We start from the raw sequence: 24,151 nt of genomic DNA on the forward strand, positions 1-24,151 counted from the left end.
ATTTATGAGTCAGTATTTATTCACATCTATCGCTGAGGCTGTTGATTACAGTACTCGGCGACTTGCTTCACTTTCTGATAGTGCCAAGTTAGACGGGCAAATTTTACTGGCTCAAGTGTTAGATAAAGAGTTGAGTTATCTTTATACCTGGCCTGAAAAGCAAGTCACGGCGCAGCAACAGGCCGAATTTCTAAAATTGTTGGCGTTGCGTGAGCAGGGGCAACCTATCGCCTATATCACAGGCTATAAGGAATTTTGGTCGCTAAATTTTAAAGTTTCGCCAGCAACTTTGATCCCACGTCCTGATACTGAGGTTTTAGTTGAACTTATTCTGGATAATCATCCGCAGTCACACTTAGCTTGTCTTGATCTTGGTACCGGAACAGGGGCTATTGCACTGGCATTAGCATCAGAGCGACAGCACTGGTCGATTGATGCTGTAGATTATAGTGAACAGGCAGTGGCACTTGCTCAGGAAAATGCTCGTCAGCTATCTTTAACTCAAGTTAATATTTTTCAAAGTGATTGGTTTGGTAATGTGCCTGAAGGCAAAAGATATCAACTGATCGTGTCAAATCCACCGTATATTGACGCTAGCGATAAGCATTTAGCTCAAGGAGATGTCAGATTTGAACCGAAAAGTGCATTAGTAGCCGATAATAGTGGGCTGGCAGATATTGCTGATATTATCAATCAGAGTCAAAATTTTCTAGCACCACAGGGCATGCTGTATTTTGAACATGGGTTTGAACAGGCAAAAGCGGTGCGTCAGTTATTTGCTGATGCGGGTTATCAGAATATTCAAACAATGAAAGATTATAACGCTAATGATCGTATTACTTATGCGTGTTATAACTAGTTTGACATTAGCTAAACAATAATAAATTAAAGGAGTTAATAGATGTTGCTTAAACATTTGCATATGACAGTGGCGCTGATTAGTGTCGCGTTTTTTACCTTAAGGTTTGCTTGGACTTTAGTTGATTCGTCATTGTTAACCAAAAAATGGGTGAAGGTAACGCCACATCTTGTGGATACTCTTTTATTAGTGCTTGGTGTGATCATGATGGTCAAGCTGGCACTAAATCCTTTTGAGCAATTATGGTTAGGTGAAAAATTATTAGCGGTGCTCGCCTATATTTTTACTGGCTATTATACCTTAAAACTGGCACGTAATCGTATGATGCAAATATTAGGTTATCTTGGCGCTATCGGCTGGGTGTTACTTATCGTACGTTTAGCCATCACTAAACAAGCGTTGCTTTTTGTTGGTTAAGGGCTTTAAAAATAGCAATTTGCCCTTATAAATAAATTAAAGCGTTAGCAATTTAAAGTTAAGTTTTATTTAAATGAATGATTTGTTGTTGTCTGAATTACATTCAGAACAAAAAGCGTTACTTTCATCTCTGGCATTAATTGAAGAGCATGTCTTTGGACAGGCGCCAAAAACTCAGCAAGTATTGGCACCATTGATAAGTGAATGCCAGCTAGCGATAGAAGGCATCGAAGAACCAATGGCCCGAGCAGAGTGTTTGATTAATGAGCTCTATGTCGGCCAGTTATTTTTGGATAACGAGCGTGTATTATGGCCGGTTATTTCGCATCAGTTAACGGCAGCGATAGATTACAAAATTATTGCGCCTGTGCTCAAAGCTGCGGTGTTGCAGCATATCGCTAATGCCTGTGAGCTAGAGGCTGAGCTGGTCTATGTGCCAGAGAAAGTCATGGTGCGTATTATTTGTGATGATATTTATTCTATTATTTTTGATCCTATTTCAGGGGAATCTATCACTGGTCAGCAGCTGGATGAACGATTAGATGAACTTGAGGTTGAACCGGGGCAAGCGTATTTAAATGCAATGGAGCCGCAAAGTATTATTGTTGAGTATCTTTCTTCGCTTAAGCAAGCATTAATTAATGAGTTATTATTTGATAAAGCGTTAAAGTGTGTTGATTTATTATTAGCGCTACGTCCTGATGACCCCTTTGAGCGCCGTGACCGCGGCTTTCTGCTTCATCAATTAGATTGCTTTAAAGTAGCGTATGATGATTATCAGTTTTTTGTTAAGCAATGCCCGAAAGATCCCGCAGCCCAATTACTGAAATTACAACTAGATCAAATTACTATCGCTGAAACCGTGTTACACTAATCAAATTTACTGCCTGGTTGATTTTTTGATGAAGAGTTCAGGCAGACATCAATATAATAATAATTAGACAAACAATTTTGGGAGAAAGCATGTTTGCGTCATCTTCAGCAACTGAAGCGGTTCAGCACGCGCCATTAATCACTAATGATGCGACGATTTTAGGGATCTTTGCTTTGATGTTGGGCTGGGTATTTTACACTTCACACAGCCAATCAGCATTTTGGAAAAAGTTTTATGGAGTCGTTCCGGCGGTACTACTTTGCTATTTTTTACCTTCGCTATTGAATACTTTTGATATTATTCGCGGTGAAGATTCTAATTTATATTTTGTTGCATCACGCTACTTGTTACCCGCCTGTTTAGTGTTGTTAACCATTAGTATTGATTTGCCTGCGATTAAGCGCCTCGGGAGCAAGGCGGTTATTTTGTTTTTAACCGGCACTGTTGGTATCGTCATCGGTGGCCCGATAGCATTAATGATTGTGGCGACATTTGTACCTGAACTTATCGGTGTGTCAGGTCCTGATGCTGTGTGGCGAGGAATGACAACTGTCGCGGGGAGTTGGATCGGCGGTAGTGCTAATCAGGCTGCAATGAAAGAAATTTATGGCGCAGGCGATCAAATCTTTTCAGCCATGGTAACTGTTGATGTTATCGTAGCAAACTTATGGATGGCAGTACTGTTAATTATGTCGGGGCGTGCTGCGCAGATAGATGCAAAGTCTGGCGCCGATGTCAGTGCGATTGCTGAATTGAAAGAAAAAGTTGAGCAGTTTCACGCCAAACATGCACGTATTCCAACGTTAGCGGATTTAATGTTGATTGTTGCTGTTGGCCTTGGGGTGACAGGGTTTGCCCATTTATTTGCCGATATTGTTACACCATACTTTGTTGCTAATCATCCAGATTTAGCGAAGTTTAGTTTTCACAGTAAATTTTTCTGGATGATTATTTTCGCCAGTACTGCCGGTATTATTTTATCTTTTACTAAAGTAAGAAAGCTTGAAGGAGCTGGCGCATCAAAAGTAGGGAGTTCGTTTCTTTATGTGCTAATTGCTACTGTCGGCATGAAAATGGATATCAGAATGATCATGGATACACCACTATTCTTTGTTATTGGCGTTATCTGGATGACGATTCACGCTGGCTTAATGCTGGTGATTGCTAGAATTATTAAAGCGCCATTGTTTTATATGGCAGTTGGCAGTCAAGCCAATGTTGGTGGCGCCGCTTCAGCACCAATTGTTGCTTCGGCATTTCATCCATCATTAGCACCAGTTGGTGTATTATTAGCGGTATTAGGTTATACCTTAGGTACCTATATGGCTTGGTTATGTGGCCAGGTCTTACAAGTGATAGGTGCATAACTTGGTAATGAAGTATTAGGAATTAAGATGACAATTAAACAAGTTCAACTCGGTGATATTGAAATAAGTAACAGCAAGCCATTTACACTGTTTGGTGGTATGAACGTGCTTGAATCGCGTGATATGGCGATGCGCATTGCCGAACATTATGTCGAAGTTACCCAGAAGTTAGGCATTCCGTATGTATTTAAGGCGTCGTTTGACAAAGCAAATCGTTCTTCGATCACTTCTTATCGTGGCCCTGGTATGGAAGAGGGCTTAAAGATTTTTCAGGAAATCAAATCAACTTTTAATGTGCCGGTGATCACTGATGTGCACGAACCTTATCAGGCACAGCCGGTGGCGGAAGTGGCCGATGTTATCCAGCTGCCGGCATTTTTAGCCCGTCAGACAGATTTAGTGGTTGCCATGGCAAAAACCAATGCGCTGATTAATATTAAGAAGCCACAGTTTTTGGCGGCACATGAAATGCGTCATATTATTAAAAAGTTTGCTGAAGCCGGTAATGAGCAAGTGATGCTATGTGAACGTGGTAGCTGTTTTGGTTATAACAATCTTATTGTTGATATGCTGGCGATGGAAGAAATGAAGGGGTTTGCCCCTGTCATTTTTGATGCGACTCATGCATTGCAAAAGCCAGGTGGACGAGAAGATTCAGCAGATGGTCGTCGTGCTCAGGCGGCACAGTTAGCCCGTAGCGGTATGGCATTAGGGATTGCCGGGTTATTTATTGAAGCACACCCAGAGCCGAGCGTTGCTAAATGCGATGGGCCCTGTGCGTTACCATTAGCTAAACTAGCACCTTATTTAGCACAAATGAAGGCCGTTGATGAACTGGTGAAAAGCTTTGAGCCGTTAATTACTGGTTAGTATCTAAGGGCGGTTCTTAGCGAAAGAAAAAGGGTGCCTAGAGAGCACCCTTAGTTTTTTATGCGCGAGCATTTTATATTACGTTGCCAGCCCTAGAGAAGCCATTAACGTCTTGAAAAGAACTGTTTGGTTGGGGGTAAACAGCCCTTTAAATTTTTATCTATTATTCCGCTAATAGCGCAATTTTAGCTTCAAATGGCTTTTTCACTGCTGCCTTGTCATTTTGTGCCAATACGAGCTTCTTAGCTGCTTGAGTGGTTAAGGCGCTATTCATTTGCTTGATTGAGTCTGCTAAGTGTAGCTCTACTGATAGCATTAATTCCGCTTTATTAACTGGCTCTAATTGTGCTAAATCTGTGGTTTTAACATCATTGGTTTTGGCATTTGCGTATGTAGCCAATAGTGCTAATGTAATGGTTGAGAGTGCTTTAAATAATTTCATGGTTATATCACCTGTAAAAACGTCAAATATACATATAGATGTATTTGGACCTTTTCTTTGCTCTCGTAATAAATGTTCATCTATGTTTGCGAACATTTGTTAGCCTACTTTTACTTACTTTTAGCAGGGTAAAGATGGTGTCCTTCATCTACGGTGCGAATAATAAGTTAATGCTGGCAAAAAGAAAAATGACAATTTATAATGTTTTGCATTAGAAAAACTAATGAATAAGAGGTGGTTTTGAATGACTAGAGTAAATATTCAAAAAAGTGTCATATTCATGCTTTATAATAGGTGTTAATTTGGCTGTCCGTTTACCTCCACTCAACGCTTTGAAAGCCTTTGAGGCTTCTGCTCGCCAGTTGAGTTTTACCCGAGCTGCTGAAGAGTTATTCGTCACTCAGGCGGCGATAAGTCATCAGATTAAGTCTTTGGAAGAGTATTTAGGGTTAAAACTATTTATGCGAAAGAACCGGGCGCTGTTATTAACAGAAGAAGGTCAGTCTTATTACTTAGATATTAAAGATGTCTTCAATTCATTAAATGATGCTACCGAACGATTATTGGCCCGTGGGGCGAAAGGGGCGATCACTGTTAGCTTACAACCAAGTTTTGCTATTCAATGGTTAGTGCCGCGCTTAAGCAAATTTAATCAGTTAAATCCTGAGATAGATGTCAGGATCAAAGCTGTGGATCAAGAAGATGGTTCGCTCACTGAAGACGTCGATGTTGCGATTTATCATGGACGGGGGCGTTGGCCAAATATTCATGCAGATAAATTACATACAGAATACTTGGTTCCTGTCTGCTCACCATTATTATTACAAGGGACTAAACCGTTAACTTGCATAGAAGATTTTACTCAACATACCTTGCTACATGACACTTCTCGTCGAGACTGGAAGCGCTGGTTTAGAGATGCCGGAATTAAGGCAACGAATGTGAATCATGGGCCTATTTTTAGTCATTCGGCTATGGTAGTACAGGCAGCGGTTTATGGTCAGGGTATAGCGCTGGCTCAAAGTATCTTAGCTAAACCTGAAATAGATGTTGGGCGGTTGATCATGCCAGTGGAACATAAGCTGGTGAGTAAAGATGCGTTTTATCTGGTTTGTAGAGAGAGTCAGGTTGAAGTGGGAAAAATTGCAGCATTTCGTGACTGGGTGTTAGATACTGTTGCACAAGAGCAGGAAGAACTAGGGGAAGAAGAGCATGTGTTGTAAGGTTAATGCGTTATGACCACGCCATCATTATTAAAAAAAGAAGTAAATAATGCCCGTGCTTATGTAGTGTTTGCTCATGGCGCAGGTGCAGATAAGGATTCCGAATTTATTGAGCAAATATCGATACGACTCAATCAGCGGGCGATTAATGTTCTGTGTTTTAATTTTTACTATATGGATAAACGGCTACTCGATGGTAAGCGTTATCCGCCTGATCGCATGCCTAAATTACTTAGTTGCTTTGAACAGGTTTTAACTCAAGTAACAACGGAATTACCAATATTTCTTATGGGAAAGTCGATGGGAGGACGAGTTGCAGCGACTATCGCTGGGCAAGTACTCAAAGGCGTTAAGGGCGTTATCTGCTTAGGTTATCCATTTCATCCGCAAAAACAGCCACAAAAGCTTCGATTAGAGCCGCTGCAGCAAACGCAGTTGCCTGTTTTAGTCGTGCAAGGGGACAGAGATGCATTAGGTTGTCGGGCCGAAATAGCTGATTATCAGTTATCTGAGTTATGCCAAATTAATTTTTTGCCTGATGGTGACCACGATCTAAAGCCGAGAAAAAAATCTGGTTTTAGCCATCAGGCACATTTAGACAGTGCCGTAGACATGATAGAGAGCTTTATTAATGAACAGCGATAATATAATGAAGCTAAGTTTGGTTTTTATTGCACTTAGTGGCGCTTTTTCGGTATTATTCGGCGCTTGGTTAGCCCACGCTGGGCAAGAGTTACTGTTAACGGATAAAACGCGTTTAATTACTGCGCACCATTACCAGATCATTCATACCTTAGCTGCTCTTGCTGCGATTTTATCGTATCGAAGTAACGCGTCGCGAGTTTTACTGTTAGCGTCGGTGCTGTTTATTGCTGGCATGCTGTTGTTTAGTGGTAGTTTATATCTTAAAACTTATACTGGGATAACAAGTTTAGGTCAACTGGCACCTCTAGGTGGGGTAACATTAACGTTAGGCTGGCTCACACTGGCATTTGTAGGTATTAAAAATAAATGACATCGATAGTTTTATATTGCAGGCCAGGCTTTGAAAAAGAGTGTGGTGCTGAAATTCAAGAAAAAGCCGCCTGGAATGAGGTTTATGGGTATTTGCAGCTCAGTAAAAACCAAGGGGTCGTGTTTTTTCATTTAAATAATAGTGAAGACGGTGAGCGTTTAATTACGCGTATACCATTAAAACGACTGATTTTTGCTCGCCAATGGTTTGTCAGTTTAACGGACAAAATGACTTTACCAGATTTCAACCGAGTAGAAGCTATTACAGAGCAGCTGGGCACAGAGTGGCAGTATGCGGATTTAAGGATGGAAACTCCTGATACTAATGATGGTAAAGCGTTATCTAAGTTTTGCCGAAAACTTGCGGTGCCACTGCGTCAGGCGTTACGTAAACAAAAAATACTAACACAACAGCATGATAAACATGGCGCTATACTACATGCGTTATTTTTTAGTGGCAGTGAAGTGATTCTTGGTTACTCGTTAGGTGATAACAGTTCACCTCATGTGATGGGGATTCCACGGTTAAAGTTTCCTAATCAAGCGCCGAGCCGTTCAACCTTAAAACTTGATGAAGCGTTTTTACATTTTATTCCTAAGGAAGAGTGGGAAACTCGCTTAACCTCGGGGATGAATGCGGTCGATTTAGGAGCAGCACCAGGAGGCTGGACTTATCAGTTAGTGCGTCGTGGTATGATGGTTACTGCAATAGACAATGGGCCGATGGCTGAATCGTTAATGGAAACCGGTCAGGTTAAGCATAAATTGTTTGATGGCTTTAAATATGTGCCACAAAAGCAAAATGTTTATTGGTTAGTATGTGACATGATAGAAAAACCACAGCGTGTTGCTAAGCTCATGGCTAATTGGTTGTTACATGGCTACTGTAAAGAGGCGATGTTTAATTTGAAATTGCCGATGAAAGGGCGCTATCAGCAAGTAGTGGATGATCTACAGACCATGAAAGACATGTTTGCTGAGTATCAGGTGAAATATGAACTTTACGCTAAGCACTTATATTATGATCGTGAAGAAGTAACAGTGCATGCAAGGTTGTTATCACCGCCACCTCAGATGTAATTTCTCTCGCGGATAATAACCGTGATAACTAGCAATGATAAAAAAACGGCTAACATTAGCCGTTTTTTTATTTCGTTATTTTTTACTTGGGTTATAGGCGATCTAACAACGCTTGAGTAAAGTCAGTAGTACCGTGGCTGCCACCTAAGTCACGAGTAGTGCGATCGCCAGATTCAATCACATCAGTGATAGCTGCGCGAATTTTTTCTGCTTTATCGCCCATTTCCAAATATTCTAGCATTTGAATAGCGGCTAAAATAACGGAAGTTGGGTTTGCTAGATTTTTACCGGCAATATCAGGTGCACTGCCATGTACCGCTTCAAAAATAGCGCAATCTTTCCCGATATTAGCGCCTGGTGCCATGCCTAAGCCGCCAACAAGGCCGGCACATAAGTCAGATAAAATATCACCAAACAGGTTAGTTGTAACGATAACGTCGAATTGCTCTGGGTTCATAACTAATTGCATACAGCAGTTATCAACGATCATTTCTGTTGATTCGATATCAGGGTAACGTTCCGCTACTTCACGGGCTACCTTTAAGAATAGGCCTGAAGTAGATTTTAAGATGTTTGCTTTATGTACCGCAGTGACCTTTTTGCGACCTTCTTTGCGGGCTGTTTGATAGGCAAACTCTACGATACGCTCTGCACCTTCTCGAGTGATCAAGCTTTTTGCTTCTGCTTCTGAACCATCTTCCGTTGTTGTTTGACCTAAGCCAGAATACATGCCTTCGGTATTTTCACGAATAGTAATAATATCTATGTTGTCGTATCGCGCTTTAGTGCCTTTAAAAGACAATACCGGACGAACATTGGCATATAATTGAAATTGTTTACGTAGTGTCACGTTAATTGAAGTAAAACCTTCGCCAACAGGCGTTGTTAGTGGGCCTTTTAACGTGATCTTGTTTTTTTCGATTAATTTCAGCGTTTCTTCTGGCACAAGTTCGCCGTGTTTTTCTAAAGCAACTAAACCTGCATCTGCATATTCATAATTAAAATCACAACCTGCTTTATCTAGTACTTTAATTGTTGCGTCGATAATGTCAGGACCGATGCCGTCACCGGGAATTACTGTGATAGTTTGTTTAGCCATTGTTTTTGCCTTTTCTAATAGAAATATCTTTACCCACTTTCGCTTGACAGTCTGGCAAAGTGGAATTGCGCTGGTTTATATCATGTCGTACCAGTGTGATCCAGCGTGAAAACTTTTAAATTGTAGATCAAAATTTAAAAGCTTGGTCTACGTTCGCTGATATCACGGTGTTTTTCATTAACTCGCCATAAGTTTAGTATAGAAAGTCTAACATGCTGCGACTTACTATATTTTGACCTGATGCAAATTTAATGCAATAAGACCTAAGTATTGCTTAGCCCAAGTTTGCTGGAATTAATTTTGTAGGGTATCTAGCTGTTGATTTTGCCTGGTGAGTGCGTGTTTAATCGTGTATTCAGTAATAGCATCATCCAAGCCCTTGTAATGTTCTGCTTTGGCATATTCTACTAATTCATTATTAACAAATAACAGGTATGAGCATTCTTCCTGTGTGGTAATGCCATCGGATTTTACATGATGAGTGCGATAAAACAGCGCTTGAAAGTGATTATTATCGACTAGCTTTGCTTCTGTGATATCTGGGCTGCCTAATTTTTCTAGTGCTTGTTCAAAAGTAAATTTTCCAAGCTCTAAACTGTTAATGAATTGGCGGTTATAGGCTTCTCGATCTTCCCACTTCATATTTGCTGGACTGTCATCATAAAAATTAACCACTAACAGCACGAAGACTCCGTAAGCAGCTAAAGCTAACAAGATGCGCGATACGACCTTTTTGTTCATTGATGACCTTTAATAATGAAAATAGTGTTAACTCGCTATAGGATAGCGAGATGTTAAAATGATTGGAAGCGTCTCGCGTTCAATCGTATTAAAATTGCGTTATTGTGCTGAAAATTCACACGGTAAACGAATATCTTTTAAGTTGAAGCCAAGCGGGATATCTTGTTTGAGTTGCAGTAGCTGTTTACTGAGCTCGATTTGCTGAATGTTGGTATCGAGCTTTTCTTTGAGGCTGGCTTTGATATCTGTTGCTGATAATAACGCGTTAAGCGAACCGTATTTATTAAGTAATTCTGCCGCGGTGATTTGACCAACGCCTTGGATCCCTGGAATTTTATTGGTGGAATCTCCGGTGAGAGTCCAAAGATCAATGAGCTGTGTTGGTTTGACATCAAATTTTTGCTTAACGTAATCCTGATCCAGATAACGGCGGTTAAAGTAATCGTAGACCTGAATATTATGGTTAAGCAAAGATAAAAAACATTTGTCGGTTGAGATCACTGTGACTTTCTGCCCGCGTAGTGCTACTTTGACCGCTAATGTCGCGATCAAGTCATCTGCTTCATCTTCCTCTGACTCTAGTGAGTCAACATGTTGTAACATAAAGGCATCTTGCAGGTTTGGTAACTGATCCGCTAAATGCTGAGGCATTTTTTTTCGACCTTTTTTATAGTCGGGATAGAGCTTATAACGCCAGCACGGACGCACACTATCAAATACCATTAACCCATGGCTAGGTTGCTGTAAATCTAGGATTTTAGTCAATGCCTGGCAGCACGCTTGCTGGGTATTAAACAGTACCTGCTGCTTAGTATTCTCTGCCAGCTCATTGTTTAATAAAAACGGACGCTCTTGTACTGCATAAATACGCCGAATTAAATTAAGAGCGTCAATCAGTACTAAATGAACAGATGACATCGTTATTTCCTGAGTACTTGGTAGCAAGGGGTATATTGGCTACCAGGCAATTTCATTCGTTGCTGTTTGACAAAAGAAGCCAGTAATTCATCCATCAACGCCATAATTTTCCCGTCTCCCTTGATTTTATAGGGGCCGTGTTGACGGATTTCTTTAATACCTTCTGACTTTACGTTACCAGCAACAATGCCAGAAAAAATACGTCTGAGATTTGCGGCCAAGGTAGCGGTATCAAGATCAAAACTAATATTATTGGCCAGCATATTGGCGTGGGTTGGTGCAAACGGTAGTTGAAAATCATTTTCAATTACTAGTGACCAGTTAAAGTGGTAAGCATCCCCAGTTTGTTTGCGGTAAGTTAATACATCCTCCAAACCTGATTTCATAGTTTTTGCTACTTGTTCAGCGTCACTAATAATAATTTGATAAAGCGATTGTGCTTTACTACCTAAGGTGGCAGCAATAAATTTATCGATTTGATTAAAATATTCTGCACTGCTTGCTGGCCCAGTCAGGATAATCGGCAGTTTCTGTGCCTGATTTTTTGGATTAAGCATAATGCCAAGAATATAAAGTAATTCTTCTGCAGTACCGACCCCACCAGGGAAAATGATAATTCCATGGGAAATGCGAACAAAGGCTTCCAGCCTTTTTTCGATGTCTGGCATGATCACTAATTCGGTGACTATCGGATTTGGTGGCTCAGCTGCGATAATACTGGGCTCAGTTAAGCCAATGTAGCGTCCTTGGCTATTGCGTTGTTTAGCATGACCAATCGTGGCTCCTTTCATCGGCCCTTTCATTGCACCTGGGCCACAGCCGGTGCAAATATTAAAACCACGAAGTCCTAATTGATAACCGACTTCCTTGGTATATTTATACTCGACTTCATTAATAGAATGACCGCCCCAGCACGTGACTAGGTTTGGAACAGTATCGGGCATGATCACGTTGGCGTTTCTGAGAATATCAAAGGTGACATGAGTGATATTAACGCCATCTTCAATATGTTGTTTGTATCGTGTATTGGCAAATAAAATATCACGTAGTACAGCGGATAAATGTTCTTGTATTCCAAAAATGATTTTGCCGTCAACAAATGCGTGCTGAGGTGGGTTTTCTAACGCAATTTTTACGCCACGCTCACGGCGTAAAACCTGAATATGAAAGTCTTGGTACTGCTGATAAATTTCTTCAGCGTCATCAGTATGACTGCCAGCATTTAGTACTGCTAATGAGCAATTTCGGTAGAGCTGGTAAAGTTGACTGGTGGCGGACTGCTGTAAATGCTCCACTTCCACCGGAGAAAGTAATTTCATATTACCAACAGGGTTAAGCTGTATATTCATAGGCAACTCCTTGTGAAGCAGTGAAAAATGGCTGAAATAGGTGTCTATTCAAGATAAATAACTTGGTTTTTTCCATTTGCTTTGGCTTGGTACAATGCAGTATCTGCCCGTTCAAAGGCAATATGAACATTATCTTCTTGCTTTACAAAGGTTACCCCCGCAGAGAAAGTCATACTGACTTTATTATTTTTAAATTTAAAAGGGAGCTTTTCGACTTTTTCTCGCAGTGAATTTAATGCATTGAGTAAGGAGGTTTTATCCTGATCGGTAAAGATGACAACAAACTCTTCGCCGCCGTAACGGGCGATAAAGCTGATGTCTTCTAAATACTTTTTAAAGGTATTAGCGATAACTTGCAGGGTTTTATCGCCAGCAGTGTGGCCATAGGTATCATTAATACGTTTGAAATTATCGAGATCGGCAACCACTAAGGCTAATGGGGTACGATTGTGCTGGCAACGAACAATCTCTCTGGCGAAGTGTTCATCAAATGCCGCTCGGTTATACAGTTTAGTTAATGCGTCTTGCAGGCTTTTCGCATGTTGCTCTTTAATGCGCTGTTCAAAATTTTTACTTTGCTGCTCTAAGTCATTAACCTTGCTTTGCATATCAATCAATTTATGTTCTAGTTCACCTTGCTGTTCTGTTTCAAAGTGTGACTTTTGTTCGATTGTCGCTGCGATCGCTTTAAGTTTACTGTTGATATCAACCTTAATATCCACCAGTGAGTTTGCTTGTTCTAAACCACTGGATAATTCTCTGAGCTGACCTTGTAATTGCTGATTGAGCTGTTGATGTTGTTGTTTATGCTTTTGGTGTACATGCAAGGTTTTACCAACGGCCGTTTGCACTGTAGTTAAGGCTTCACTTAAGGTCGATAAAAACACTTTAGCACTGTTGCGCTGTTGTAATAAATCATGGCTAAGCAGATCAAATGCAGCGAGAAAACTATCGAGCAATTGCTCGTTTGGCATGTTTTCTTTTAGTTCTGCGCGAATTTTACGTAATTTAGTTTGATATTTTTGCGAAACATTAATTTTGTCTAGAAATTCAGAGAAACGTCTGATCACTCGCAGATCCGTCACCGGTTGAGTATTTGTCGCGGGTATGATACTTGTGCTAATTGGCACGTTTGCCTGATCGGTTATATTGCCTTTTTTTAACGTTGCCTGATAAAAGCTTAGTAACTGAGTGAGCAATGGCACATACTGCGTTAGTGCATCTTTGCTTTCCTGATTATCTTTTAACAAGGTTCTAAGTTTTCTTCTCAGGTCGCTTGGTAGACCGTTAATCTTTTGCAACGCACCACCAGCGGTTAGAAACTCATGTTGCAGCTGGCGAATATCATTATCATTTTTCAGTGAGAAGTTTTGTAGCGAATGAGATATATCGTTAGTCAATACTTCAATCTGTTCGATATCTGCAGACTTATTAAAAAGCGTTCTTAGTTTAGCCAATTTATTATCAAGGGATATATCAATACCTTTACAGGTTTGGCTTAATTTGATGATAAAGTCTGTAAATAACTGATGTTGATGCTTTAACTGATCATCAGTTATTGTTTTGGAGTCAATAGCAGATTCAAGTTTACGTTTTAACGCGATTAATTCTCTATCAATTGTTGAGCTATTACTCATACAAAAATCGAAGTCCTTGTAAGTTGAATTTTTATTACTGGCTAATAAAAGGGATATTTTTATCGCCGTAACAGACAAACTCACCGTTAATAATTACCTAATAATTAATCATATACACTAGATTGAAAAATGTCAGTAAAGAAAGTTAATATCCCGTTAATTTATCTGATATTTTGTACGTTTTGAATGAAATTTATACGAAATAGTTCGACTTCTGCTGATTAGTCTTGGTCAATGTTCACGCTATTGTCTGATTGTTCTGGCATTAGGCGGTGATTGCTTAGTTGTGGTGCGATATGGGTTAATATCTAATCCACCGCGCCGAGTATAACGAGCGTAAACCGTTAATTCTTCAGGCTGGCAATATTGCTGGATGTCACAAAAAATACGTTCAACACATTGTTCATGAAATTCATTGTGTTGACGAAATGAAATTAAATATTGTAATAACGCACTTTTATCGATCTGCTTGCCGCGGTATTGAATATAAATGCTGGCCCAATCCGGCTGGTTAGTGATCAAGCAATTGGATTTTAATAGGTGAGAAACCAGTGATTCTTCAACAATTTTTGCTTCTTGACTCAGCTTAAGTAGTGCAGGCTCAAGTTGATACTGAGCGATTGTGATATCAAGATCATCAATGCATTCTGCCTTTAATGGCTTGATCATTAGGGCAGGGCAATCGTCCACGTTAGATAATTTAACTGTTGCAGCGCTGCCACAAGTGGCAGATAAATCTTGGGCTAGGGTTTGTTCGACTTGTTCAATATCGCTAAATTTAGTTTGATTAAAGCTATTTAAATATAACTTGAATGATTTTGATTCGATAATATTGGGGCTGTCGACAGGAAAGCTAAATTCAGCAACGGCAACCATAGGTTTACCTTTGTTATTGAGCCAGGATAATTCATAGCCATACCAGATATCTGCACCATGAAAAGGTAAATTATCCGCGGATAAATTAAGTTCATCTCGATTAAGGCTGCGAGGTACAGCTTGTAACAAACTGCTATCGTATTGGTTTTTGTAGTCAGTTGTTTTACCTAAAGTTAATTTATCTAACTCGGAAGCGTTGGTATAATGGCTCATAAATCGCTGTGCAACTCTTAATTAATTGTGGCTAGCCCTATATTTTAAAGGATTTTTATAATAGATGAAAACATCAAACAATGATTTATCGACTGCCATTATTAAATTGAGCGAACAATATGTCGCGCAATACCAGCAAGCGCTATCACATTTACCGCTAGTGGAAATTGATGACCAGTGGCCATCTCCCTGTGTGCAAAGGCAATTTGATCAAGACTTTAATGAATGGTTGCCAGTAGCTTTAGAGCAGGAGTTATCGTTTGAAAATGTTGAGCAAGCGTTAGAGTTAACCTTGCATTCGTCATTTAAAGCTTATTTTAATGTGATTTTTAGTGAAAGCTTGCCGGTAAGTTGCGATGAAGGACATTTGCAGCTGTTGTTTGCCTGGAGCGAAGATGATTTTGCTAGATTACAACAAAATATTATTGGTCATGTGTTAATGAAACAAAAACTCAAGCAGGAAGTGACTTTGTTTTTTGCCGTGACAGATAATGACGATATTATTTTATCGTTGGATAACACTAGTGGTGAAGTTTGGGCTGAACGAGTTGGGCAAAAACCTCATAAAAAAATTGCAGATTCGCTACTTGAGTTTATCCATCAATTACAACCGGATATATATCTTGGCAATGAGAAGGTTGAGACTTAGCCAGATTTTAACCAGAGCAAAAGCGGTGGGGGCAGTAAAATTATTTCCCCTAAAATTTGGCTAGCTGCAATTTTTTGGATGTCGAAGAGTTGGAGTTCGCTAGAGCTGATATATTTTCAGTAGCAGTTGTTGTCTCGTTTACGCTTGCCAAGCCCGAGCAAAATAACCTTATGAGCAAAAGTCGCTCGTAACATGGCAACAGCGTATTTGAATAATGCCGTTTGAATATTTAATGTTGCTTATCGATAAGTGTTTGAATAAGCGCTTTTAGTTCGTAAATTTCATTTTTTAATGGTTGAATGGCTTGTTCAACCGCTTGGCTGATTTGGGCATGAATATGCTCTTGGCGTGGCAGCTCAGTTGAGTCAGCTGAGCCGTTTTCTACCTCGGTGAATTCCGGTTGATGTTGCCAGCTTTTGAGTACAGAAATTATTTTAGGCAAGGGCACCGATTGTGATAATCGGGTTTTGATCAAAGCGACCGTAGGTTTTTGCCCGTTATTGGCGAGTTGGTTAGCTATGGCTAATATTTCATCATTGATGGTCATATTGATTATTTCATCTTTGTTAAATAAACGATATTTTAGCGAATAAAACAAACTAAGTCTTGTAGTAAAATAGCTGATTTAAGGTAAAAGTTATATTTTACATGGAGTTAAGCTTTTTGGAGCGACTTTTGCTTTGTTGATAAGCAAATAACAACTTTTAGTTTTAGTCAGGGAAAATTATGAAAAAATCCTTATTAACCTTTTTAGTCGGAGCGCCGCTAGTATTGTCATTAACTGGTTGTGTTGTTGCTGTTGGCGGTGATGATGATGGGGCGCACTTTATTTCAGGTGATTTTGATGATCGAGAATATAGTAATCGACAAAAAATTGCTCGTATTCCATTAAATTCCAGCTTTGTTGATGTTAATAGTCAGTTGGGCGTTTCTGATTTTAATGAAAGTTATCAGAAAGATGGTAAACAAATTCAGGTATTATTTTATCGAACTAACCGTGTTCATAAAGACGGCTTAACCACGCGTGACGAATGTACTTACTTGTATTTTGTTGACGGTTTGTTACAGGAAACAGGCAGGGGCGGTGATTTTCACCGTAACATTGGTAGCTAAAAATGGGCAGCTAATCCTGAATAACGTATAATTAAAAAAGCCGTGAGTGTTAGTTGCTCACGGCTTTTTAGTTTTACATTTGGTGTTACAATTTAGGAATGCTGATCTTTTTTTCATCCGATTGACGATAAAGCACTAAGGTTTTACCGATAACCTGCACTTTAGTCGATGAAGTTTCGCGGCAAATAGCCTCGACAATTAAGCCTTTAGTTTCTCTGTCATCGGTTGGGATTTTGACTTTGATTAATTCGTGATGATTCAGGGCATAGTCGATCTCTGCTACCACCGCTTCTGTCAGGCCGTTACTGCCTAATAACACTACCGGTTTTAGTGAATGGGCAAGCCCTTTAAGGTACTGAATTTGTTTTTTATTTAGACTCATGAATAAATTTCGTTACAAGTTAGCTTGAATTCAACTATTTTACCCTCATCTTCTCTGTAATACTAATAAAACGTGACGACAGTTTGCTGTCTGTGATGTTTTATTTTGTTTTGGTATTGAGTAAATAGGCTCTAGGTAAATGAGTAAAAAGAAGTTAACCACCAGTAGTCAAAAGTGGATGCAAGAACACTTTGAAGACGAATACGTAAAAAAAGCGCAAAAATTAGGCTTAAGATCGCGAGCGGTGTTTAAAATTGAAGAAATTAATAACAAGGATAAGTTAATTAAGCCAGGCATGAAAGTCGTAGATCTAGGTGCCGCACCAGGTGGTTGGTCAGAATACGCGGTAAAAGCTGTGGGTGATAAGGGTCAGGTGGTTGCCTGTGATATTTTACCTATGGATCCTATCGCGGGTGTTGATTTTCTCCAGGGGGATTTTCGTGAGGAAGCGGTACTAGATGCTCTTTTAACTCGTATAGATGGTAAAAACATCGATGTAGTTATGTCAGATATGGCAGCAAACTTTACCGGTAATGATAGTGCTGACTCTGCCCGTAGCATGTATTTAGTGGAATTAGCGCTAGATATGTGTCATCAGGTATTGAAAAAAAATGGCGCTTTTGTGGTCAAAGTATTTCAAGGAGAGGGCTTTGAACAGTTTATCAAAGAAGTCAGGTCAGTATTTAAGGTAGTGAAAACTAGGAAGCCAAACTCGTCAAGAGCAAGATCTAGAGAAGTTTATCTAGTGGCGACTGGTTTTAAATTGTAGTAAATTAGCAAGTAGTATGTGAGCGCGTTGGAATCAGTTGTCATTTATACGGCTACTAACGTGAAAATTATCAAGAGGTCATTAAGTTGAGCGATATGGCAAAAAATCTTATTTTGTGGTTAGTAATAGCCGTAGTGTTGATGTCAGTATTTCAGAGTTTTACTCCGGGAAGTGGCAGTGATCAACAAGTGAATTACACCCGTTTTATCCAGGATGTTCGTCAGGGGCAGGTGCGAGAAGTTAATGTAGACCGTAATGGCGTGATCAAAGGCGTAAAACGCAGTGGTGAAACATTTGTTGCGGTTATTCCTGGCGGCTATGATCGTGATTTAATTAATGATTTAGTTAAGCAAGGAGTTAATGCTTCTGGTGAATTACCAGAAGAAACCAGTTTCTTAACCACTATCTTCATTTCTTGGTTTCCAATGATCTTATTGATCGGTGTCTGGATTTTCTTTATGCGCCAGATGCAAGGTGGCGGCGGCAAAGGTGCGATGTCGTTTGGTAAATCGAAAGCGCGTTTATTAAGTGAAGATCAAATTAAAACCACGTTTGCTGATGTTGCTGGTTGTGATGAAGCGAAAGAAGAAGTATCAGAACTGGTTGATTACCTAAAAGATCCGTCTAGATTCCAAAAACTTGGTGGGCGTATTCCATCAGGTGTATTAATGGTTGGTCAGCCGGGTACAGGTAAAACTTTATTAGCGAAAGCTATTGCTGGTGAAGCGAAAGTACCATTTTTCACTATTTCTGGTTCAGATTTTGTTGAAATGTTTGTTGGTGTCGGTGCCTCGCGTGTGCGTGATATGTTTGAACAAGCGAAAAAGTCTGCACCTTGTATTATTTTTATTGATGAAATTGATGCTGTTGGTCGTCAGCGTGGTGCGGGTCTTGGCGGTGGTCATGATGAACGTGAACAAACGTTAAACCAAATGCTGGTAGAGATGGATGGCTTTGAAGGTAATGAAGGGGTAATCGTGATTGCCGCGACTAACCGTCCAGATGTATTAGATCCGGCATTATTACGCCCTGGTCGTTTTGACCGTCAGGTAACGGTCGGTTTACCAGATATTCGTGGTCGTGAACAAATTTTGAAAGTGCATATGCGTAAAGTGCCAATTGGTGATGATGTTAAAGCATCGGTTATTGCGCGTGGTACTCCTGGTTTCTCAGGGGCTGACTTAGCTAACCTAGTTAATGAAGCAGCGCTATTTGCGGCGCGTTCGTCACGTCGTGTAGTTTCAATGGAAGAATTTGAAAAAGCGAAAGATAAAATCTTAATGGGTGCCGAACGTAAGTCGATGGTGATGAGCGAAGAAGAGAAAGAAATGACCGCTTATCATGAAGCAGGGCATGCGATTGTTGGTCGCCTAGTACCAGAGCATGATCCAGTTTATAAAGTATCAATTATTCCTCGTGGTCGTGCATTAGGTGTCACTATGTACTTGCCAGAGCAAGATAGATTCAGCCATTCGAAGCAGCATTTAGAAAGTAATATTTCTTCTCTTTATGGCGGTCGTATTGCCGAAGAGATCATTTATGGTCCAGATAAAGTTTCCACTGGTGCATCGAATGATATTGAGCGTGCGACTAACTTAGCACGTAAAATGGTGACCCAGTGGGGCTTATCTGAAAAAATGGGTCCTATGTTGTTTGCTGAAGAAGAAGGCGAAGTTTTCCTTGGACGCACTTCAGCCAAGTCATTACATATGTCTGATGAAACAGCGCAAGCCATTGATGAAGAGATCAAAGAGTTTATCGATCGCAACTATAAACGTGCAGAGAATATCTTAAAAGAGAATATGGATATTTTGCATGCGATGAAAGATGCTTTGATACACTATGAAACTATCGATGCTAATCAAATTGATGATTTAATGGAACGTCGTGAAGTGCGTCCACCTTCTGATTATCATGGTGATAACTCAAATTCAAATGAACCTCCCAAAGCAGGAAAAACAGACGATAAAAAGGTTGAGCCTGATTTGAATAAGCCGACAGATATACCGGCGAAATAACCATCTATTAAGCCTCGTCTTTCGGGGCTTTATTTTATCTGATGCTTAAGTAAAGTAATCTTAATCAAAAATAAGTAATAATCGTGAATATTTTAACCAGTCCGGCAGCACTTTCTTTAAATCCTGATGATATACAAATCATGGGGATCTTAAATGTGACCCCGGATTCTTTTTCTGACGGCGGACAGTTTACTCAGTTAGACAGTGCTTTGCGCCAAGTTGAGCAGATGATAACCAATGGCGTTAGCATTATTGATATTGGCGGTGAATCCACTCGTCCAGGCGCGCTTGATGTTTCTGAAAGCGATGAAATTAACCGCACTATACCGGTATTAAAAGCCATTAAACAACATTTTGATGTTGCCGTATCTATCGATACTAGTAAAGCTGGCGTTATGGCGGAAGCGATTAATGCTGGCGTTGATTTAATTAACGATGTGAGAGCATTGCAAAACGAGGGATGCTTAGCGGTTGTTGCTAACTCTGATCTACCTGTTTGTTTAATGCATATGCAAGGTTTGCCGCGAACGATGCAGGCCAATCCTCAGTATGCAGATTTAATCACAGATATCGAAGGCTTTTTTCTGCAACGTATTGCGGCGTGCGAGCAAGCGGGGATTGACAAGTCCCGTTTGATCCTTGACCCGGGTTTTGGTTTTGGTAAAACAGTCGAGCAAAATTATCAGTTGTTAGCTCAGCTTAGTCGCTTTAAACCGTTAGGCTTGCCAATATTGTCAGGGACTTCTCGCAAGTCGATGATAGGCAAGTTATTAAACCGTGAAGTAGCAGAACGCTTGTCAGGAAGTATAACAACCGCTATTTTAGCAGTACAAAATGGTGCATCTATTGTTCGGGTGCATGATGTTAGAGAAACAATGGATGCGTTGAAAATATTAACGTTAACACACTCGTTTTAACGGCAACTTGCGGTTAAAACTACAATAGTTTTAAAAATAAGACCCAGTTAGGAATTTATATGTCTGAAAGAAAATATTTTGGCACGGATGGCGTTCGTGGACTTGTTGGCCAGTATCCTATTACCCCTGATTTTGTCATGAAGTTAGGTTTTGCTGCAGGTAAAGTGTTAGCCGCACAAGGTACTAAAAAAGTCTTAATCGGTAAGGATACCCGAATATCAGGCTATATGCTCGAATCTGCATTGGAAGCTGGTTTTTCTGCAGCAGGTGTAGATATTGGTTTGCTTGGTCCTATGCCAACCCCAGGCATTGCATATTTAACTAAAACATTCCGCGCTGAGGCGGGCATAGTGATTAGTGCGTCGCATAATCCGTATTATGATAATGGCATTAAATTTTTCTCACAAGACGGTCAAAAATTACCGGACGAAGTTGAGCTTGCGATAGAAGCTGAGATGGATAAAGCGATGGGCTGCGTTGAATCGGCAAAACTTGGTAAAGCAAACCGGATAGATGACGCTGCAGGCCGTTATATCGAGTTTTGTAAAAGTAACTTCCCGAGTCAATATTCATTATCCGGTTTAATAATTGTTGTTGATTGCGCCCATGGTGCGACTTATCACATTGCGCCTAATGTTTTCAGAGAGCTAGGTGCTGAAGTAGTGGAGATCGGTACTAAGCCTAATGGTACTAATATTAATGACGGCTGTGGCGCAACATCAATGCAGGCGATTAGTGAAGCGGTAATTGAGCATCAGGCTGATTTAGGTATTGCTTTAGATGGAGATGGTGATCGTTTAATGATGGTCGATCACACCGGATATGTCGTTGACGGTGATGAGTGTGTTTATGTCATTGCGCAAAATGATGTCAAGTCAGGCACAATTCGCGGTGGTGTTGTCGGTACTCAAATGAGTAATATGGGACTTGAATTAGCATTAGCTGATATGGGTATCCCTTTTGCTCGTAGTAAAGTGGGTGATCGCTATGTGATGGAAATGCTAAAACAAAACGGTTGGCAATTAGGCGCTGAGAATTCGGGGCATGTGATTAACTTAAATCATACTTCAACCGGTGATGGCATAATTGCTGCGCTTAATATATTGACTGCAATTTGTGCGACCAAAAAGAATTTATTTGAACTGCGTCAAGGAATGAAAAAGTTACCGCAAGTTTTGGTGAACGTGCGTTTTTCAGGTGACAGTAATCCACTAACCGCTGACAGCGTGGTGTCGTCAGTGCATGCAGTCAATGAAAAATTAACCGGACGAGGTAGGGTATTGCTGAGAAAATCAGGAACTGAACCATTAATTCGTGTGATGGTGGAAGGTCCTGATGTCGAAGAAGTGACCAGTTTTGCGAATGAAATTGCTGATGCTGTTAAAAAAGCATGCGAATAGCCTGAATATTGAGCAAATGAATCAGATCTTTTTCTGAAATACTTGTATCTTGCGTAGAGGTTAGTTAATATCTCGCCGCTTTGATTTAGGAAAGACAAATGAAAAGACGTTCAATTATTGCAGCTAACTGGAAGATGAATGGTAATTTATCATTAGTTAGCGACATGGTTAGTGGACTGAATCAATTACAGCTTAATGAAAATGTTGAAGTTGTTGTTTGTCCTAGCTTTCCTTATTTACCAGCATTTAGCTATGCTGCTCAAGATGAAAACTTACAAAGAATGATTCAGCTTGGCGCACAAAATGTTAGTGAACATCAAAGCGGTGCATATACAGGTGAAGTTTCAACGCAAATGTTGCAAGAATGCGGGGTGAAGTATGTTATCATCGGGCATTCTGAACGTCGTAATTACTATAAAGAAACTTCAACCTTAATCGCACATAAAGTAGCAAAAGCGCTTGAGTCAGGCTTAACACCGATTATCTGTATTGGTGAAAGTGAAATGGAACGAGATAGCGATCAGACCAATACGGTATTATCAGCGCAATTACAGCCGGTAATAGATGAGATTGGTATAGAAAAATTTGCTGATGTTGTTATTGCTTATGAGCCCGTATGGGCGATTGGAACAGGCAAAACAGCATCTCCTGAAATGGCACAGGAAACCCATCACTTTATTCGCACGTTTTTAGCGGATAACCAAGTTGATGTGGCGGAGAAAGTACCATTGTTATATGGCGGTAGTATGAATGCCGCTAATTGTGAAAAATTACTTGCGCAAGCGGATATTGACGGTGGGTTAATTGGCGGTGCAAGTCTGAAGGTCGACGAATTTAAAGTGATTTGTTCGGCTGCTAAAGGATAGTAATAATGTTGTATCAAGTATTAATTGTAATATACCTAATTGTTGCTTTGTGTTTGATTGGCTTAGTGTTGATCCAGCAAGGTAAAGGTGCTGATATGGGCGCTTCATTTGGCGCAGGTTCTTCAGCAACCATTTTTGGTTCAAGTGGCTCAGGTAACTTTCTAACTAAAGCAACTACCTGGTTAGCAATTGCCTTTTTTGTTATTAGTTTAGTCTTAGGTAACTTAACGGCAAATCGAGTAAAATCTGGTAATGAATTCGATGATTTATCAGTGCCAGTAGCTGAACAAGGTGCAGCGACGGATGTTCCTGCAACTAGCGCTGAACCAGCGGCTGAAAATAATGATGTGCCTGCATCAACAGATAGCAGCAAAGGCTCAGAGAGCGACGTTCCTAATTAATAGGAAAGATTAGAATTTGCGGAAGTGGTGGAATTGGTAGACACGCCATCTTGAGGGGGTGGTGGCTTCGGCCGTGCGGGTTCAAGTCCCGCTTTCCGCACCAAATTAAGCCCGCTAGCTCATTGAGCTAGCGGGCTTTTTACTTTATAACTATTAAAGCGTTAGTTAACGTTTAAATACTGTGTCGAGGATAATCGAAGAGTTAGTGCGTTCAACACCGTCTAAACTGCAGATCTTTTCTAGGATATCACTTAGTTGTTCTAGTGACTGTACGGCTATGGTCATTAGTAGATCATAATCACCACTGATCGAATAAATGTGGGTAATTTGATGAATTTTTCGCAGCGCAATGCTGGCATGCTTTCTTAAGTTAGGCTTAACTTTTAGCGAGACGTTAACATTGATCAAGTCATTGGTATAGCGGCTGCCTAACTCAACGGTATAGGATTTTATCACGCCGTTATCTTCCAATTTGCTAATACGCTTTTGAATCGCGGTTCTGGACACATTTAATGCTTTGGCGATGTCTGACACGCTGGCTCTGGCATTGCACCGTAAAATTGCCAATATTTCTTCATCTTTTTCACTGATCATTAAATTTAGCTCGCTAGGTGTTAAATTGAAGTTTTATGGTTGCTAAATGGTGATTATATTTGT

General features: G+C 40.2%; 27 protein-coding genes and 1 tRNA gene. 18 read left to right on the forward strand and 10 right to left on the reverse strand.

The features are described 5' to 3' along the window. The first annotated feature begins 4 nt into the window (after window positions 1–4). The 5 genes from prmC to kdsA all read left to right on the forward strand — a co-directional run bounded on the left by prmC (window position 5) and on the right by kdsA (window position 4,387). Window positions 5–859 (forward strand): peptide chain release factor N(5)-glutamine methyltransferase, encoded by an 855-nt coding sequence (gene prmC / locus QQK06_RS16635; RefSeq protein WP_284245916.1) that lies wholly within the window; start codon window positions 5–7, stop codon window positions 857–859. Window positions 860–901: 42 nt separating this feature from the next. Beyond that, window positions 902–1,276 carry a SirB2 family protein gene (locus QQK06_RS16640; RefSeq protein ID WP_284245917.1) on the forward strand — a complete coding sequence of 125 codons (375 nt, stop codon included), beginning with the start codon at window positions 902–904 and terminating at the stop codon, window positions 1,274–1,276. 73 nt (window positions 1,277–1,349) lie between these two features. Further along, on the forward strand, window positions 1,350–2,150 hold the full coding sequence (locus QQK06_RS16645) for a tetratricopeptide repeat protein (protein WP_284245918.1): 801 nt from the start codon (window positions 1,350–1,352) through the stop codon (window positions 2,148–2,150). Between the two features lie 89 nt (window positions 2,151–2,239). Further along, window positions 2,240–3,517, forward strand: coding sequence for a DUF819 family protein (locus QQK06_RS16650; protein WP_284245919.1), 1,278 nt, complete (start codon window positions 2,240–2,242; stop codon window positions 3,515–3,517). 27 nt (window positions 3,518–3,544) lie between these two features. After that, window positions 3,545–4,387 (forward strand): 3-deoxy-8-phosphooctulonate synthase, encoded by an 843-nt coding sequence (gene kdsA, locus QQK06_RS16655; RefSeq protein WP_284245920.1) that lies wholly within the window; start codon window positions 3,545–3,547, stop codon window positions 4,385–4,387. 163 nt (window positions 4,388–4,550) lie between these two features. Here the strand turns inward: kdsA and QQK06_RS16660 are convergent, their stop codons facing one another. Further along, on the reverse strand, window positions 4,551–4,829 hold the full coding sequence (locus tag QQK06_RS16660; RefSeq protein WP_284245921.1) for a hypothetical protein: 279 nt from the start codon (window positions 4,827–4,829) through the stop codon (window positions 4,551–4,553). A gap of 302 nt (window positions 4,830–5,131) precedes the next feature. Between QQK06_RS16660 and QQK06_RS16665 the strand changes: the two genes are divergently transcribed. From QQK06_RS16665 to rlmM, 4 genes are read left to right on the forward strand one after another with little or no spacing between them, the layout of a single operon-like run. Continuing rightward, the gene (locus QQK06_RS16665) at window positions 5,132–6,052 is read left to right on the forward strand and encodes a transcriptional regulator GcvA (protein ID WP_284245922.1); all 921 of its coding nucleotides are present in this window, start codon (window positions 5,132–5,134) and stop codon (window positions 6,050–6,052) included. Window positions 6,053–6,064: 12 nt separating this feature from the next. Beyond that, a complete protein-coding gene (locus QQK06_RS16670) occupies window positions 6,065–6,697 on the forward strand; it encodes an alpha/beta family hydrolase (RefSeq protein WP_284245923.1) in 633 nt (210 codons plus the stop codon). Further along, complete coding sequence (locus QQK06_RS16675; RefSeq protein WP_284245924.1) at window positions 6,684–7,067, forward strand: DUF423 domain-containing protein; 384 nt, start codon at window positions 6,684–6,686, stop codon at window positions 7,065–7,067. The genes QQK06_RS16670 and QQK06_RS16675 overlap by 14 nt, the downstream gene beginning before the upstream one ends. Next, on the forward strand, window positions 7,064–8,146 hold the full coding sequence (gene rlmM / locus QQK06_RS16680) for a 23S rRNA (cytidine(2498)-2'-O)-methyltransferase RlmM (RefSeq protein WP_284245925.1): 1,083 nt from the start codon (window positions 7,064–7,066) through the stop codon (window positions 8,144–8,146). Before QQK06_RS16675 ends, rlmM begins: the two co-directional genes overlap by 4 nt. 91 nt (window positions 8,147–8,237) lie before the next feature. Here the strand turns inward: rlmM and QQK06_RS16685 are convergent, their stop codons facing one another. The 6 genes from QQK06_RS16685 to queF all read right to left on the reverse strand — a co-directional run bounded on the left by QQK06_RS16685 (window position 8,238) and on the right by queF (window position 14,979). Then, on the reverse strand, window positions 8,238–9,245 hold the full coding sequence (locus QQK06_RS16685; RefSeq protein ID WP_284245926.1) for an isocitrate dehydrogenase: 1,008 nt from the start codon (window positions 9,243–9,245) through the stop codon (window positions 8,238–8,240). A 294-nt stretch (window positions 9,246–9,539) separates the two neighbouring features. Next, window positions 9,540–9,986 carry a DUF3192 domain-containing protein gene (locus QQK06_RS16690; protein ID WP_284245927.1) on the reverse strand — a complete coding sequence of 149 codons (447 nt, stop codon included), beginning with the start codon at window positions 9,984–9,986 and terminating at the stop codon, window positions 9,540–9,542. 99 nt (window positions 9,987–10,085) lie between these two features. Beyond that, entirely contained in the window at window positions 10,086–10,904 is an 819-nt protein-coding gene (gene xni / locus QQK06_RS16695; protein WP_284245928.1) for a flap endonuclease Xni, read from the reverse strand. Between the two features lie 2 nt (window positions 10,905–10,906). After that, complete coding sequence (gene ppnN, locus QQK06_RS16700; protein WP_284245929.1) at window positions 10,907–12,253, reverse strand: nucleotide 5'-monophosphate nucleosidase PpnN; 1,347 nt, start codon at window positions 12,251–12,253, stop codon at window positions 10,907–10,909. Window positions 12,254–12,297: 44 nt separating this feature from the next. Then, window positions 12,298–13,890 (reverse strand): GGDEF domain-containing protein, encoded by a 1,593-nt coding sequence (locus tag QQK06_RS16705; protein WP_284245930.1) that lies wholly within the window; start codon window positions 13,888–13,890, stop codon window positions 12,298–12,300. Between the two features lie 243 nt (window positions 13,891–14,133). After that, window positions 14,134–14,979 carry an NADPH-dependent 7-cyano-7-deazaguanine reductase QueF gene (gene queF / locus QQK06_RS16710; RefSeq protein ID WP_284245931.1) on the reverse strand — a complete coding sequence of 282 codons (846 nt, stop codon included), beginning with the start codon at window positions 14,977–14,979 and terminating at the stop codon, window positions 14,134–14,136. A 64-nt stretch (window positions 14,980–15,043) separates the two neighbouring features. On the opposite strand from queF, the gene syd reads away from it, so the two are divergent. After that, window positions 15,044–15,628, forward strand: a complete 585-nt coding sequence (syd, locus tag QQK06_RS16715) for a SecY-interacting protein (RefSeq protein WP_284245932.1) — start codon at window positions 15,044–15,046, stop codon at window positions 15,626–15,628. A gap of 229 nt (window positions 15,629–15,857) precedes the next feature. Here the strand turns inward: syd and QQK06_RS16720 are convergent, their stop codons facing one another. Next, entirely contained in the window at window positions 15,858–16,175 is a 318-nt protein-coding gene (locus tag QQK06_RS16720; protein WP_284245933.1) for a hypothetical protein, read from the reverse strand. 179 nt (window positions 16,176–16,354) lie between these two features. Here QQK06_RS16720 and QQK06_RS16725 point away from each other — a divergent pair, with 179 nt between their 5' ends. Continuing rightward, the gene (locus QQK06_RS16725; RefSeq protein WP_284245934.1) at window positions 16,355–16,741 is read left to right on the forward strand and encodes a DUF3192 domain-containing protein; all 387 of its coding nucleotides are present in this window, start codon (window positions 16,355–16,357) and stop codon (window positions 16,739–16,741) included. 85 nt (window positions 16,742–16,826) lie between these two features. Here QQK06_RS16725 and yhbY read toward each other — a convergent pair whose 3' ends face one another. Continuing rightward, window positions 16,827–17,123, reverse strand: a complete 297-nt coding sequence (gene yhbY, locus QQK06_RS16730) for a ribosome assembly RNA-binding protein YhbY (RefSeq protein ID WP_284245935.1) — start codon at window positions 17,121–17,123, stop codon at window positions 16,827–16,829. Window positions 17,124–17,262: 139 nt separating this feature from the next. Here yhbY and rlmE point away from each other — a divergent pair, with 139 nt between their 5' ends. From rlmE to QQK06_RS16765, 7 genes are all read left to right on the forward strand, one after another. Next, on the forward strand, window positions 17,263–17,892 hold the full coding sequence (gene rlmE, locus QQK06_RS16735; protein WP_284245936.1) for a 23S rRNA (uridine(2552)-2'-O)-methyltransferase RlmE: 630 nt from the start codon (window positions 17,263–17,265) through the stop codon (window positions 17,890–17,892). 95 nt (window positions 17,893–17,987) lie between these two features. Continuing rightward, window positions 17,988–19,910 (forward strand): ATP-dependent zinc metalloprotease FtsH, encoded by a 1,923-nt coding sequence (gene ftsH, locus QQK06_RS16740; protein ID WP_284245937.1) that lies wholly within the window; start codon window positions 17,988–17,990, stop codon window positions 19,908–19,910. An 80-nt stretch (window positions 19,911–19,990) separates the two neighbouring features. Further along, on the forward strand, window positions 19,991–20,827 hold the full coding sequence (gene folP, locus QQK06_RS16745) for a dihydropteroate synthase (protein WP_431313666.1): 837 nt from the start codon (window positions 19,991–19,993) through the stop codon (window positions 20,825–20,827). A gap of 59 nt (window positions 20,828–20,886) precedes the next feature. Next, window positions 20,887–22,227, forward strand: coding sequence for a phosphoglucosamine mutase (gene glmM, locus QQK06_RS16750; protein WP_284245938.1), 1,341 nt, complete (start codon window positions 20,887–20,889; stop codon window positions 22,225–22,227). Window positions 22,228–22,325: 98 nt separating this feature from the next. After that, a complete protein-coding gene (gene tpiA / locus QQK06_RS16755) occupies window positions 22,326–23,093 on the forward strand; it encodes a triose-phosphate isomerase (protein ID WP_284245939.1) in 768 nt (255 codons plus the stop codon). 5 nt (window positions 23,094–23,098) lie between these two features. After that, window positions 23,099–23,494 (forward strand): preprotein translocase subunit SecG, encoded by a 396-nt coding sequence (gene secG / locus QQK06_RS16760; RefSeq protein WP_284245940.1) that lies wholly within the window; start codon window positions 23,099–23,101, stop codon window positions 23,492–23,494. An 18-nt stretch (window positions 23,495–23,512) separates the two neighbouring features. Further along, window positions 23,513–23,597 (forward strand) — tRNA-Leu (locus tag QQK06_RS16765). 62 nt (window positions 23,598–23,659) lie between these two features. On the opposite strand, the gene QQK06_RS16770 is transcribed toward QQK06_RS16765, so the two are convergent. Next, window positions 23,660–24,088 carry an Lrp/AsnC family transcriptional regulator gene (locus tag QQK06_RS16770; protein WP_284245941.1) on the reverse strand — a complete coding sequence of 143 codons (429 nt, stop codon included), beginning with the start codon at window positions 24,086–24,088 and terminating at the stop codon, window positions 23,660–23,662. Between the last annotated feature and the right edge of the window lie 63 nt (window positions 24,089–24,151).

Source organism: Thalassotalea insulae, from assembly GCF_030161395.1.
Taxonomy (GTDB): Bacteria; Pseudomonadota; Gammaproteobacteria; order Enterobacterales; family Alteromonadaceae; genus Thalassotalea_E; species Thalassotalea_E insulae.